This is a genomic window from Acinetobacter sp. SH024 (assembly GCF_000163635.1).
GTDB lineage: Bacteria > Pseudomonadota > Gammaproteobacteria > Pseudomonadales > Moraxellaceae > Acinetobacter > Acinetobacter pittii.
Genome location: NZ_GG753605.1, coordinates 138,210 through 152,283, shown reverse-complemented (window position 1 = coordinate 152,283; position 14,074 = coordinate 138,210). Strand labels below are relative to the sequence as shown.

The window sequence follows — 14,074 nt, the reverse complement described above, 5'->3', positions numbered from 1 at the left end:
GGAAGGATTATGCGTATTGACCAACGTGCATTAGACCAATTACGTGAAGTGAAAATTACACGAAACTACACCCGTTATGCTGAAGGTTCTGTGCTGGTCGAATTTGGTCACACCAAAGTCCTTTGTACTGCAAGCATTGATAACTCAGTGCCACGCTTTTTAAAAGGCCAAGGCCAAGGCTGGGTAACGGCAGAATATGGCATGCTACCGCGTTCAACACATTCACGTTGTGACCGTGAAGCGGCTCGTGGTAAACAAACTGGTCGTACTCAAGAAATCCAACGTTTGATTGGCCGTAGCTTACGTGCGATGGTTGATTTGAAAAAGCTTGGTGAAAACACGATTACCATCGACTGTGACGTGATTCAGGCTGATGGTGGTACGCGTACTGCTTCAATCACTGGTGCTGCTGTAGCATTGGTTGATGCGATGAATGTTTTATTGTCTCAAAAGAAAATTAAGCATGATCCGCTTAAAGGGTTAGTTGCTGCGATTTCTGTCGGTATGTATCAAGACGAAGTGTTGCTTGATCTTTGCTATGAAGAAGACTCGAACTGTCAAACTGACTTAAATGTAGTAATGACACAAGCTGGCGAGTTTATTGAAATTCAAGGTACTGCCGAAGACAAACCGTTTACCCGTGCTCAAAGCAATGCCATGTTAGAGATGGCTGAAAAAGGGATTGCCGAGCTCATTAAAAAGCAACAAGAAGCTTTAGGCTGGTAATTTTACGCTTTCTAAAAAAACGCATCTTCGGATGCGTTTTTTTATGCCTTCATCAAATCGACATAAAAACATCACTTGCCTGTCACTTTAACACTTTATTAGTAGTTCGCATTTAAACCGTTTGGGAAAAACCAATGCGAAAACTTTCACTTTTATTAATTACTTCTTTAGCACTCATGCTCAGTGCTTGTAACGATGATAATGACTCAGATAATTCATCGCCAACAACACCGCCCACCACTAATTGCAAAATGCACTGTGCACCATAATAAGAACTCAGGATAGAACTAATGAACCGTCGCGAATTTCTTTTAAACTCTACAAAAACCATGTTTGGGACAGCTGCTTTAGCGAGTTTCCCGCTGAGTATTCAAAAAGCCTTAGCTATTGATGCCAAAGTTGAAAGTGGAACTATTCAAGATGTTAAACACATCGTGATTTTGACTCAGGAAAACCGTTCTTTCGATAATTATTTCGGAACATTAAAAGGTGTACGTGGTTTTGGTGATCGTTTTACGATTCCAATGACGGAAAGCCGAAAGGTTTGGGAACAATATGATGCGAATAAAAAGAAGGTATTGCCTTACCATTTAGATAGTCGTTTAGGAAATGCTCAGCGTGTTTCAGGTACACCTCACTCATGGTCTGATGGCCAAGCAGCTTGGGACAATGGCCGTATGGGTGATTGGGTCGCTTATAAAAAACCACAGTCGATGGGCTACTATAAAAAACAAGAAGTCGAATATCAGTTTGCTTTAGCGAATGCTTTTACCATTTGTGATGCTTACCACTGTGCTATGCATGCTGGCACCAACCCAAACCGTAAGTTTATTTGGACTGGAACTAATGGTCCTACAGGTGCAGGTGTTGCGAGTGTTGTAAATGAATTTGATGGGATTGGGGCATCAACAGAAGGTTATGAGTGGACAACGTATCCTGAGCGCTTACAGCAGGCTGGCGTAACATGGAAAGTCTATCAAAATATGCCAGATAACTTTACCGATAACCCGTTAGCTGGTTTCAAACAGTATCGCCGTGCAAATGAGCAATCTGGTCAACCTGTCAGTAACGACACGCTAACGTGTCCAGCATACGATGAAAAGATTGATGCGACTCAACCACTTTACAAAGGTATTGCCAATACCATGCCGGACGGTGGTTTTTTAGGAACTTTTAAAGCTGATATCGCACAAGGTAAATTACCGCAGGTGAGTTGGTTGGTCGCTCCTGCAACTTACAGTGAACATCCGGGGCCATCTAGTCCTGTACAAGGTGCTTGGTATATTCAGGAAGTATTAAATGCATTAACTGAAAACCCTGAGCTGTGGAGCCAAACCGTTTTATTGGTGAACTTCGATGAAAATGACGGTTTCTTTGACCATGTCCCTTCACCAAGTGCACCGTCTAAAGATGTAAATGGTGTTGTATATGGAAAAACGACTTTAAACGATCAGCAAGTGTCTTATGAGTACTTTAACCATCCAGCAGTAGCGACTTCAAAATCTCAACCTCAGCCAGATGGTCGAGTGTATGGACCAGGCGTACGCGTTCCCATGTATGTGATTTCGCCGTGGAGCCGTGGAGGATGGGTAAATTCTCAAGTCTTTGACCATACCTCTATTTTACAGTTCTTGGAAAAACGCTTTGGTGTGCAAGAGCCTAACATTAGCCCATACCGCCGTGCTGTATGTGGTGATTTAACGACTGCATTTAATTTTAAAACACCGAACCTTCTGCCTGTTGCTGAACTAGATGGGAAGAAAACCAAAGCCGAAGCCGATGCGATTCGTGTTGCTCAAGCTTTATTGCCACAAGTTCCTGTTCCGAGCCAGCAGCAATTTCCTCAGCAGGAAATGGGAATTAGACCATCACGTGCTTTGCCATATATTTTGCACACCAGTGCCAAAGTCGATGTCACTCAAAAAACGGTTAAGCTGATGTTCTCTAATACGGGTAAACAGGCAGCCGTTTTTCATGTCTATAACCGATTAGATCTTACGGCAATTCCACGTCGTTATATGGTTGAGGCGGGTAAACAGCTCGATGATGTATGGAATGCTACAAATGGGCAGTACGATTTGTGGGTGCTTGGACCAAATGGTTTCCATCGCGCGTTTAAAGGCGATTTGAGTCAAGCTAACCAGACTCAAGTATTACCGGAAATTAGAGTGTGTGTGGAAGAGTGTGATGCGAATTTGTATTTAAAAGTGCGTCATGATGGTAATAAGTCAGTCAAGCTAAACGTCAAAGCAAATGCTTATCTTCCAAACAAGACATGGACGATTGAAACCAATAGTTCTGAAAAAGAATTAGTTTGGGATATGTCTGAATTTGGTGGCTGGTATGACTTCACTGTGACTTTAGCTGATGATACTACTTTCAGTCGTCGTTTCGCAGGCCGTATAGAAACTCAAGAAGATTCAATTTCTGATCCATATATGGGTTATCTAGAGTCTTAGGTTGGTAAGTTATTTCTGTTAATGAAGGTATTGAAATTTATTCCTCATTAATTGGTGCTAAAAGTCATCTGCAACCTGTCTATAATCTATAAGGATCTTATTTTTGCAACAAAATAGGATAGAGGATGAAAGTGGGCAGGTTTTGCAGATGACAATGCCTTTGGTTACTTTGGGCAAAACCAAAGTAACAGAATGAGCTGTTGGTAAAAAATTCTAAGCGATAAGACTCTGTCGCGTAGGAAAAGAGATATCCATGTCACGATAGTAAATAAAGGGAGTTATGCTGTTGATATAAAATATTATGTGGGAATATGCTGTCGTATAGATGAATAATAAAAATAAAGACTTACCTTTTGTAACAGAATCTCCTAAGCCTGGTCATATTTATCTTTTACCTTGAAACCCTGAATTTTTTAAAGTAATGGGGAAAATTTATGCTACAAGGTTTTATTGTATTATTAGCAGTAGTGACATTTGTTCTAATGGCTGCCGATCCACGTGATAGTGGGGCACAAGCGACTCAGTCAGCGTGGCAAAAAACACAAGCGGCAGACATGACCAAGTCGCAAAAAAATACCAATAATGACGCAGATTTTATCTAAGCATTAAAACGCATAGATAAATCAACAGCTCTAACGTCTTTAGTTAGGACACCCATAGAAATATAGTCAACGCCAGTGGTGGCAACTTCACGCAAGTTTTCAATAGTGATATTGCCAGAGGCTTCGAGTTTACAGCGGCCCGCCACATGTTTTACGGCATCAATCATTTGCTGTTGACTGAAGTTATCGAGCATGACAATGTCAGCACCAGCTTCAAGCGCTTGATTTAGTTCATCCCAAGTTTCAACTTCGACTTCAACAGGTTTGCCCGGTGCGATTTGATGTGCTTTGGCAATTGCTTGAGCAATACCACCCGCTGCCATAATATGGTTTTCTTTAATTAAGAACGCATCAAATAAGCCAAGACGATGGTTTTGTCCGCCCCCGATAGCAACCGCATATTTTTGTGCAATACGTAAGCCTGGTAGAGTTTTACGTGTATCGAGAAGTTTTGTATTTAAACCTTCAAGATGTTGAACATATTCAGCAGTTTTTGTTGCAACAGCAGACAAAGTTTGAATAAAGTTTAAAGCAGGGCGCTCTACAGTCAGTAAGCTACGTGCAGAACCAGCAAGCTTTAAAAAGGCTTCGTTTGCAGCAACACGTTCACCTTCTTGTTTTAGCCAAGTCACCTGAACAGTATTGTCATAAGCTGAGATGAGCGCATTAACCCACGGTTGTCCAGCTAAGACCATATCTTCGCGGCTAATAATGGTTGCCGTGGCTTGCTCATCTTCAGGTGTGAGCATAGCGGTAATGTCACCGTCCCCAATATCTTCTTGTAGTGCTTGTTGAATATTGATTTGAATTGATTGTTCAAGCAAAGACTGAGGTATGCTCATACGGTTTCCATTTTGTCGATGACCCTAAAACTTGCGATATATTAGCATCGTCGACCTGAAAAATAAGCTGTTTTATGAGATTAATCGCGATAAACAATCGCATTTACTACTTTGAAAAGCACATAACTGTTTTAAACTAAAACAATTGGCAAGCAATTTATTGGCGTCTCAATGAAGCAAATCACACCGTATGAAGTTATAGATGGACAATTAAAAGGGGCGAGACAAATCCCTTCTCCAAATTTTAACCAGCGTCCGACTGGCACCGAAATTCAAATGATTGTGGTTCATAATATTAGTTTGCCGCCGTCTCAATTTGGAGGTGGCTATATTGAGCAGTTTTTTCAAAACAAGTTAGATTGGTCAGTTCATCCTTATTTTCAGACTATTGAAGGTATGCAAGTCTCTACACACCTGTTAATTTTACGAACAGGTGAAGTCCTACAGTTTGTTAACTTTAACGACAGAGCATGGCATGCAGGGCGTTCAAGCTACTTAGCCAAAGTTGAATGCAATGATTATTCAATTGGTATTGAGCTTGAAGGAAGCGATGATTTACCTTTTGAAAATGTACAATATGAAGTATTAACTGACGTTGTTACCGCTATCCGTCAGGCTTATCCTGAAATTAAAAACCATATTGCAGGGCATTCGGATGTTGCACCAGGCCGAAAAACCGATCCGGGGCCTTATTTTAAATGGCAACACTTTAGACAACTGTTAGCACAGAAAAAAACTTGAGTTCATTCATCATTTCACAACGAAAAGATTTTCTAGTTTCATTACAATAGCGTCTTTCGAATATAGCTGTAGGTGAGTGCGATGGCATTGTGGCGATCGACTTTTATTGTCAGTGCAATGACGATGTTGTCACGAGTGTTAGGGCTCGTGCGTGACGTCGTATTGCTCAACGTGTTTGGTGCAGGTAAAGATTTTGATACCTTCGTCGTCGCTTTTCGTATTCCCAACTTCTTTCGACGACTATTTGCCGAAGGCGCCTTTTCTCAGGCCTTTATCCCAGTCTTAACTGAATATAAAACGGGTCGAGCACACGCTGAAGTACAGATTTTAATTAGTCGGGTATTTGGCTGTTTGCTAACAGTTATGACCTTACTCACTTTTGTGGCTATGGTTTTAGCACCTGCAATCATCTATATGTACGCACCGGGCTTCCACAGTGATCCAGAAAAGTTCGATTTAGCCGTCAGCATGTTCCGTTTGACTATTCCATATCTAATGTTTATGTCGCTCACGGCTTTTGCTAGCAGCATCTTAAATAGTTATGGTTCGTTTGCCTCACCAGCTTTTTCACCAGTTTTGTTAAATGTAGCGATGATCGCAGGAGCGTGGTGGCTTACGCCGTATATGGCTGAGCCAATCAAAGCATTAGGCTGGTCAGTTGTTGCGGCTGGGGTATTACAGTTAGCGATACAAATTCCTGAATTGTGGCGTAAAAACCTACTGATTCCACCTAAAGTTGATTTTAAACATGAGGGTGTAGAGCGTATTTTAAAATTAATGCTTCCAGCATTATTTGGTGTATCGGTGACTCAGATTAACCTATTGCTAAATACGATTTGGGCATCTTTCATGCAAGATGGTTCAGTGTCTTGGCTATATAGTGCTGAACGCATGACTGAGCTACCTTTAGGTTTAATTGGGGTTGCGATTGGCACAGTAATTTTGCCTTCACTTTCTGCCCGTCATGCAGAGCAGGATCAAGCAAAGTTCCGCGGTATGATCGACTGGGCTGCAAAAGTCATTGTATTGGTAGGGTTGCCGGCAAGTATTGCTTTATTTATGCTTTCAACACCGATTATTCAAGCATTATTCCAGCGTGGTGAGTTTGATCTACGTGATACACAAATGACAGCTCTAGCATTGCAATGTATGAGTGCTGGTGTAATTTCTTTCATGCTTATTAAAGTATTTGCACCCGGTTTCTATGCACAACAAGACACAAAAACACCAGTGCGTGTAGGTTTAATGTCAGTTGCTGCTAATGCGATTTTAAACGTTGTATTTATCGGCTTCTTTAAGCTTATTGATTGGCATGCAGAACATATGGCACTTGCACTAGCATCTTCAGGTTCAGCGTTAGTAAATGCCGGTTTACTCTACTTCTATTTGCATAAGCGTAATATTTTCCGATTTGGTCCGCATTGGAAGAAATTGGGACTTCAATATGGTTTAGCAAACCTTGCTATGATTGCAGCGCTTTGGTTTGGGCTCAATTGGTATAATGGTGAGCTTTCACAGTGGTTACGTGTTGCCGAAGTCGTAGGGCTATGCGTAGTTGGGATAATTGCTTACCTGATCGGTTTAATCCTTACGGGTTTTCGACCTAGAGATTTAAAACACTAAAAATAAAAAAAGCGATCTTAAATTGATCGCTTTTTTATACTAATACATTTATTTTGGCAAAACTTGCAGCAATTCAATATCGAAAATTAAAGTGCTATTCGGACCAATCGTGTCACCTGCACCGACTTCACCGTAAGCGAGATTTGCAGGGATAAAGAAACGAGTTTTACCGCCTTCTTTCATGGTTTGTAGACCTTCAGTCCAGCCTGCAATCACTTGGCTAAGCTGAAATTCAACTGGATGATTACGTGCGATTGAGCTGTCAAATACAGTTCCGTCGAGTAAACGACCTTCATAATTCACTTTAACACGTGATACAGCTTTCGGTTTTTTACCTGTACCTTCTTTTAATACTTGGTATTGGAGGCCTGATTTAGTCGTGATTACGCCCGATTTTTTTGCATTATCAGCAAGAAATGCAGCACCTGCTTGAGCATTTTGTTGTCCTATTTTTTGAAATTCAACAAGTTGCTTAGCTTCTAAAGTTTTTTTATAATCATTAATCGCTTTCGCCATTTCTTCATCAGTTAAGCGTGCGGTTTTGTTCTGAGCACCTTCTTGTAAACCCTGATAAAAAATATCAAGATTTAGATCTGTTAGAGCATCAGTATTATTACGGCCCATTAAATAGCCATAGCTATAGCTAAACTGTTCTTTCGCCGAGCTTTTATTTGTAATAGGTGCAGCAGCAAAAACAGATAAACTCATTGTTGATGTTGCAATAATTAAACCAATTTTTTTCATGCCGTTTTCCAAAAAAAGGAGAGTACTGTTTTACTCTCCTGAATGTTTTTATTTCACTGAAATGAGTTCTACATCAAAAATCAGTGTACTGTTTGCTGGAATACCAGGGAGTTCCTGAGGACCATAAGCAAGATTAGATGGAATAAAGAATGTCGCTTTGCCGCCTTCTTTCATGAGCTGAAGCCCTTCGGTCCAGCCTGGAATAACCTGATTGAGAGGAAACTCAACTGGTTCACCGCGCTTATAAGAACTATCAAATACTTGACCGTTAATTAAACGGCCTTCGTAATGTACTTTAACCATAGACTGCGCAGTTGGTTGTTTACCTGTGCCTTCTTTAGTAATGATGTATTGCAAACCAGACGCTGTAGTTTTTACACCAGCTTTTGTTTTATTTTCTGCAAGGAATTGAACATCTGCAGATTCAGACGCTGCTCCAGCAGCTTGCTGTGATTTATCTTGTTGTTGCATTTTTTGCTGCAACTCTTTTTCATAAGCAGCAACAGCAGCTTTTAACTCTTCTTGAGTATAAGCACTTGGTTGCTTATTACGAGCATCATGAATCCCTTTCACAAATGATTTTGTGTCTAGTTCAGGTGGAGTTTGTTGAGCAACTTCGTACCCAAGAACATAACTGATTTTTTCAATTGGAGAGGCATTTTTATTTGCTTTGCTTCCGACTTCTGTGGTCGGATGTTGGCTTGCATAATAAACTGGTACAAGTGCAGCACCGCCTAAAACTACAGCGACAGCAATGGGTAAGGCTTTACTCATAAAAGGTTCCAAAAATAATCATTTGAGTCTAAAAAGGCTGCTTTTGATCTTAGCATGCTTAAGCATAGAATGTTTAAGAAAAAAAACGAGTGGTTTTTTATATATTTTAGTTAGTTTTAGTTGGAATAAACTTAAAAAAATCTTAAATAAAAAAACCGGATCATTTGATCCGGTTTTTTTATCACTTTACGATTAATCTTCTTTTTGTGCTTTATAAGCATAGGCATAGTTATAGCCATAACCATAACCCGCGCTCGCACGTTGAATATCGTTAAGGATAAAGCCGTTGACTTTAACACCTGCTTGTTCAAAGCGATTAAGCGTTAATTCAAGCTCTTTCATTTGCGACTTAGCATAACGCGCAACAATTAAGTTCACGCCTGTATATTGCGAAATAATAATACCATCGGTTACTGCAAGTACTGGTGGAGTATCGATAATGATGTGGTCATACTGACTTTGTAGTTGTTCAAGTAGTTCTTTAAATTGGTTAGAGCTTAAAATCTCTGAAGGATTTGTTGGACTCTTACCGCGAGTAATCACATCAAGGTTAGCAACTTGAGTTTTATGCAAAACTTTTTGTAGATCAGTTTGTCCACTCAATAACTCAGAAAGACCTGGCTTAACATCTACATCGAAGTATTTATGCATATAACCACGGCGCATATCGGCATCAATGAGTAATACACGCTTGTCGCTTTGAGCAAAAATAGTTGCAAGGTTGGTTGAAATAAACGATTTACCAACTTCTGGTGAAGGGCCAGCAATCATAATGATATTGTTTTTTGCATTTGCTAATGCAAAGTGAATCGCGGTACGGATACTACGTAAGCTTTCAATTGCAATATCATCACTATTTTTAACTGCAAGAATAGGAATACTCTTCTTTTTCTTTAAAATCTTGATACGACTTTCTTGAATTGGAGAACGTGGTACGGTTGCATAGACTGGTAAATCCAACTCATTTTCAATTTGCCCAGAATCTTTAATGCCTGTACGTAACATATTACGTAGTAGGGCGACTAGTGTTCCAATAAAACCGCCCACAAATAAAGATAAAATAAGAACTAACAGTTTTCTTGGTTTAATTGGCTTAACTGGCTCGACTGCAGTGTCAACAATACGTACGTTGCCTATTTCACCTGCTTTGGCGATACGAAGTTGTTGGTACGAGTTGAGAAGCGCTGTGTAGAGCTGTGTTTTTACCTCTACCTCACGATATAATTGTAAATATTGACGTTGCACATCAGGTAGTTGTTTTAAGGTGCTATTTAACTCACCAATTTGTTTATTAATAGCAGCGAGCTGTCCATTAATTTCACGCATTGCAGGGTGTTCAGCAGTATATTTTGCCGCCATCTCAGCTTGCTTTTGCTCAAGCTCAGCCTTTTTGGTCTCTAAAGTAATACTTTGAGTTAAGTACAACTCAGACTCTTTAGTGACATCAACTGTGTTGTATTGTTGACGGAACTTATTAAATTGACGCTCTGCATCGTCTAATTGCTTTTTAAGATCTGGAAGTTGTTCATCTAAGAACTTTAAAGTTTGAGCAGACTCAGCCGAACGACGTTCAATATTTTGTGCACTATAAGTTGCCAGAATTGCATTTAAAACTTTAGTAATATGTTCTTTATCTTGACCTTGATAATTTAGACCTAAAACACCTGTAAGTTTGCCACGTTCTGCGACAGAATAATTTACGCTAAGTGAATTTACAGCAGCAGGTAAGGACAAATTAGTAATATTATAGGTCGCATCAAGTTGATGTTTGGTAAAAATTGCAATCTTCCAGCGCCCATGTGGCCCAACAACTTGGCTAACTTTGTTTAATGGAAGAGTTAATATTACCTCTTTAGTTGTTGGGTCGGTCAAACGCAACGATTGTTTGTCAAAATTAAGAAGTAAGTTTTTGTCCAGATAATAATTCGGAACTTCAAACTCACGCACTTCAAAACTTTTAAGGTCATCTTGAAATAAAACCGATTTTTTTGTGTACTCGGTTTTATATTCCGTATCACTTAATAATCGGTGAGTAAGCGTATTTTCGGTACTAGAAATTTGTATATTTAGATGTAACTCTTTAATGACAGAGCCTAGAACCAAGCGAGATTTTAAAATTTCTATTTCTGCTAGAGCTGGTGATTTTTGCTCAATCATTTGCGACAAATCACCTAAAAGTGCAGCAGAAGCCCCTTTACTGTCTTCAACTTGAACCAAAGCATCAACCGAATAGGTATCTGGTGTTACGCGTAAATAGAGTAGAGCAAATACAACGCTTAAAATAACGCATAGAGCAATAAGCTTCCACTGAGCGATCAGCGAAAAAAACAGTTCTTTTAAGTCAATTGTATCTTCGGTATTAGTATTCTGTTGGTTCATATGCTTAAAAATCTATACGTTAAATATAAGGTTTCCAATCAGCCACACACTGCTGAATGAGTTGGCAAGTTTCATCAAAAACAACTTGATCGTGCTGGTAGGGATCAGGCACGTTTTTGTTTTGCCAGTGGCCCAGACGATAGGTTTTACCTTTTGCAAAGGGCCAAGTCTGCTCAATATGCTTTTGCTGATTGTGACTCATGACCAAAATAAGGTCAGCTTTTTTAATATGCGAAGCATTAAGTTTACGGGCAATATGTGGTTGCATATCGATGCCTAAGCGTTGCATACAAAGTTGTGCTTTACTGTCTGCTTGATAACCTATGAGTCCAGAAATACCAGCAGATTCAATATTTAGTTGGGGGTATTGCTGTTTTAACAAATACTCTGCCATAGGACTACGACAGATATTTCCAATACAGACGACTAAAATATTTTTAATTTGCATAATATTATTGTCCCAAACGGTCTACGTTATATAACGCATTTGAGAAAGGAATAATCTGGTTAATTACACGTTGCCAACGTGTTAAACCAGTCGCATCAACATAGACAATATCATTACTACGTAGTTTGAATTGATTCGCTAGACCAAAATCACCAATACTTAAAAGATTTAAGTGATAAATTTCAGTAGTATGGTCATTTGGATTAGTACGCACTACATAAATCTTACTTGCACTTGCAGAATTTGGGTTAATACCTAAACTTTCACCTAAGGCATCTGTTAAAGTCATACCTTGATCGCGCATTGGTAAAGCTTGACTTTTTCCAGCTTCCCCCATGACATAAATTTTTTGGTTTTCACGAGTACTTACATAAATGGTGTCATTGGGTTGGACAAGTAGCTTATGAAGAGAATAGCCAGCTTTTTCTAAATCAATTGTGTTTAGGTTATAGGTCCGACCATTACGAACGAGTTGAATATAAGTGTTATCACCTGTGGTGGTGACTCCACCTGCCATACCTAATGCAGTATATATACTTACAGGCCGGTCACTTAAATAAAATTGCCCACCTTTTGTGACGCTACCTTGAACAGAGAAGCGCTGTCCTTCATAAGATACTACACGAACTACAACATCCGGATTTTTTAAGAATCGGGCAAGTTGATCATGTAATTCACGGTTTACTTGAGCAAGCGTTTTACCAGCAGCTTTGTAGCGGCCAACTAAAGGAAATTGAATATAACCGGTTTGATCGATTGGATAGCCGTTAGCTTGAATAGATTGCTCGTTACTAATCCCATTAATAGGAGGGGTAATTTCAGGGTAAGCCCAGAGTTGAATAGAAAGAACGTCGCCTGAGCTTAAACGATAAATAGGTTGCTGAGTTTTAAATAAGGATGCGTAGTCATGTTGATAGTCAATTTGAGCAGGCTGAATGACCGGTAGCGTTTCTTGAGAAATTTTAACTACATTTACGGTAGTTCCGAGGTCAGTTTTATAAACACCTTCACTTGGAAGATCATAAGTTTGTAAACCTGAAGTGACTGCACAGCTAGCGGCACTCAAACTTAAGGCAAGAACAGAAAAAAACTGGCAATACTTCACACGCAACCCTTTGTGTATTTATCTTTAATTGATATTGGCTACTGCTTAGTGACAAGTGTCTATTAAACGCAGGCTGAACTGATTCTAGCTGAAAAGTAATGAAAAAACATCGAAAAATCGCAAGGCTTTGTATGTTTAGTTTAACTGGGGAGGGCTTTTAAACAGTATTCACAGTGTAGAAATATTAAAAATGTATAGTTTGGGCTAAGTGGAGAAAGATTGATTATAAATGTTGTAAACACATTTATACAATTGGCATACGGCGGTAATTAAAAATCTGATATAGTACGCTGCACAGTTAGTGCCAAAAGCATGATTTATTAGATATAAACTCTAAGGAAAAGGCTCGTTTGTATGCAAATTGCCAAATTAAAAATAGCAATTATTGGGTTAGGCTATGTTGGCCTGCCGTTGGCAGTTGAGTTTGGGAAAAAAGTATCTGTTGTCGGTTTTGATATCTATCAAAAACGTATAGATGAGCTTAAGAATGGTCAAGATCATACCTTAGAAGTCTCTTCAGAAGAGCTGAAACAAGCAGTTAAATTAACTTATAGTGCAGACCTTAATGATTTAAAAGGTTGTAACTTTTTTATTGTGACTGTTCCAACACCAATTGATGACTTTAAACAACCAGACTTAACACCTTTAATTAAAGCTTCAACCAGTATTGGTCAAGTTTTAAAGAAGGGAGATATCGTGGTTTATGAGTCTACTGTGTATCCAGGTGCAACAGAAGAAGTATGTATTCCTGTTTTAGAAAAAGTATCGGGATTAAAGTTTAATCAAGACTTTTTTGCAGGTTATAGCCCAGAGCGTATCAACCCTGGCGACAAACAGCACCGTGTCACTAATATTTTAAAAATCACCTCAGGTTCAACCCCTGAAGTGGCGGATTATGTTGATGACGTTTATAACTTGATTATTGAAGCGGGGACACATAAAGCACCTAGTATTAAGGTAGCAGAAGCAGCTAAGGTCATTGAAAACACGCAGCGTGATGTGAATATTGCTCTGATTAATGAATTAGCGCTTATTTTTAACAAATTAAATATCGATACGGAAGATGTGCTCAAAGCGGCAGGCACGAAGTGGAACTTTTTACCTTATCGTCCAGGGCTGGTCGGCGGGCACTGTATTGGTGTAGATCCGTATTATCTAACCCATAAAGCTCAATCGATTGGGTTGCATCCAGAAATTATTTTGGCTGCCCGTCGTTTAAATGATCGTATGGGTGAATATGTAGCAACTCAGCTCATTAAAGAAATGGTGAAGCAACGTATCCAAGTTGTTGGGGCACGCATTTTGGTGATGGGGCTTAGCTTTAAAGAAAACTGTCCAGATATCCGTAATACAAAAATTGTCGACTTTATTAAAGCCCTCAAAGAGTATGATTTAGACTTAGACATCTATGACCCGTGGGTAGATGATACAGAAGTACAACACGAATATGGTTTAGGACCGATTAAAGAACTGCAACAAGGCTTGTATGATGCGATCGTCATTGCTGTAGCACATAACCAATTTAAATCTATGAGTGTGGAAGAGTTTCATGCTTTAGGTAAAGAGAAGCACGTGCTATATGATTTGAAATATGTTTTGGATAAAGAAGAGTCAAATCTCAGATTGTAATC

Annotated in this window: 13 protein-coding genes; 7 read left to right on the top strand and 6 right to left on the bottom strand. The window is 39.4% G+C overall.

Annotation, left to right across the window (positions count from 1 at the left end; all coding sequences use genetic code 11):
* Positions 1 to 9 precede the first annotated feature (9 nt).
* The 4 genes from rph (at position 10) to HMPREF0013_RS22975 (ending at position 3,787) form a co-directional block, all read left to right on the top strand.
* Positions 10 to 726, top strand: coding sequence for a ribonuclease PH (rph, locus tag HMPREF0013_RS22985; RefSeq protein WP_002120794.1), 717 nt, complete (start codon positions 10 to 12; stop codon positions 724 to 726).
* 134 nt (positions 727 to 860) lie between these two features.
* On the top strand, positions 861 to 995 hold the full coding sequence (locus tag HMPREF0013_RS25440) for a hypothetical protein (protein ID WP_262447379.1): 135 nt from the start codon (positions 861 to 863) through the stop codon (positions 993 to 995).
* Positions 996 to 1,016: 21 nt separating this feature from the next.
* Positions 1,017 to 3,185 carry a phosphocholine-specific phospholipase C gene (locus tag HMPREF0013_RS22980; RefSeq protein ID WP_005804820.1) on the top strand — a complete coding sequence of 723 codons (2,169 nt, stop codon included), beginning with the start codon at positions 1,017 to 1,019 and terminating at the stop codon, positions 3,183 to 3,185.
* Positions 3,186 to 3,619: 434 nt separating this feature from the next.
* Positions 3,620 to 3,787 carry a hypothetical protein gene (locus HMPREF0013_RS22975; RefSeq protein WP_000938939.1) on the top strand — a complete coding sequence of 56 codons (168 nt, stop codon included), beginning with the start codon at positions 3,620 to 3,622 and terminating at the stop codon, positions 3,785 to 3,787.
* Here HMPREF0013_RS22975 and nadC read toward each other — a convergent pair.
* The gene (nadC, locus tag HMPREF0013_RS22970) at positions 3,784 to 4,629 is read right to left on the bottom strand and encodes a carboxylating nicotinate-nucleotide diphosphorylase (protein ID WP_005804819.1); all 846 of its coding nucleotides are present in this window, start codon (positions 4,627 to 4,629) and stop codon (positions 3,784 to 3,786) included. The genes HMPREF0013_RS22975 and nadC overlap by 4 nt on opposite strands.
* A gap of 171 nt (positions 4,630 to 4,800) precedes the next feature.
* Between nadC and ampD the strand changes: the two genes are divergently transcribed.
* Entirely contained in the window at positions 4,801 to 5,370 is a 570-nt protein-coding gene (gene ampD / locus HMPREF0013_RS22965) for a 1,6-anhydro-N-acetylmuramyl-L-alanine amidase AmpD (RefSeq protein ID WP_005804818.1), read from the top strand.
* 72 nt (positions 5,371 to 5,442) lie between these two features.
* On the top strand, positions 5,443 to 6,993 hold the full coding sequence (gene murJ / locus HMPREF0013_RS22960; protein WP_005804817.1) for a murein biosynthesis integral membrane protein MurJ: 1,551 nt from the start codon (positions 5,443 to 5,445) through the stop codon (positions 6,991 to 6,993).
* Positions 6,994 to 7,041: 48 nt separating this feature from the next.
* On the opposite strand, the gene HMPREF0013_RS22955 is transcribed toward murJ, so the two are convergent.
* The 5 genes from HMPREF0013_RS22955 to HMPREF0013_RS22935 all read right to left on the bottom strand — a co-directional run bounded on the left by HMPREF0013_RS22955 (position 7,042) and on the right by HMPREF0013_RS22935 (position 12,443).
* Positions 7,042 to 7,737, bottom strand: a complete 696-nt coding sequence (locus HMPREF0013_RS22955; protein ID WP_025464203.1) for an FKBP-type peptidyl-prolyl cis-trans isomerase — start codon at positions 7,735 to 7,737, stop codon at positions 7,042 to 7,044.
* A gap of 48 nt (positions 7,738 to 7,785) precedes the next feature.
* Positions 7,786 to 8,511, bottom strand: coding sequence for an FKBP-type peptidyl-prolyl cis-trans isomerase (locus tag HMPREF0013_RS22950; protein WP_005804814.1), 726 nt, complete (start codon positions 8,509 to 8,511; stop codon positions 7,786 to 7,788).
* 192 nt (positions 8,512 to 8,703) lie between these two features.
* Positions 8,704 to 10,890 carry a polysaccharide biosynthesis tyrosine autokinase gene (locus tag HMPREF0013_RS22945; protein WP_005804813.1) on the bottom strand — a complete coding sequence of 729 codons (2,187 nt, stop codon included), beginning with the start codon at positions 10,888 to 10,890 and terminating at the stop codon, positions 8,704 to 8,706.
* Positions 10,891 to 10,909: 19 nt separating this feature from the next.
* Complete coding sequence (locus HMPREF0013_RS22940; RefSeq protein WP_005804812.1) at positions 10,910 to 11,338, bottom strand: low molecular weight protein-tyrosine-phosphatase; 429 nt, start codon at positions 11,336 to 11,338, stop codon at positions 10,910 to 10,912.
* 4 nt (positions 11,339 to 11,342) lie between these two features.
* Complete coding sequence (locus HMPREF0013_RS22935; RefSeq protein WP_005804811.1) at positions 11,343 to 12,443, bottom strand: polysaccharide biosynthesis/export family protein; 1,101 nt, start codon at positions 12,441 to 12,443, stop codon at positions 11,343 to 11,345.
* Between the two features lie 354 nt (positions 12,444 to 12,797).
* Here HMPREF0013_RS22935 and tviB point away from each other — a divergent pair, with 354 nt between their 5' ends.
* Positions 12,798 to 14,072, top strand: a complete 1,275-nt coding sequence (tviB, locus tag HMPREF0013_RS22930; RefSeq protein ID WP_005804810.1) for a Vi polysaccharide biosynthesis UDP-N-acetylglucosamine C-6 dehydrogenase TviB — start codon at positions 12,798 to 12,800, stop codon at positions 14,070 to 14,072.
* Positions 14,073 to 14,074: the final 2 nt, after the last annotated feature.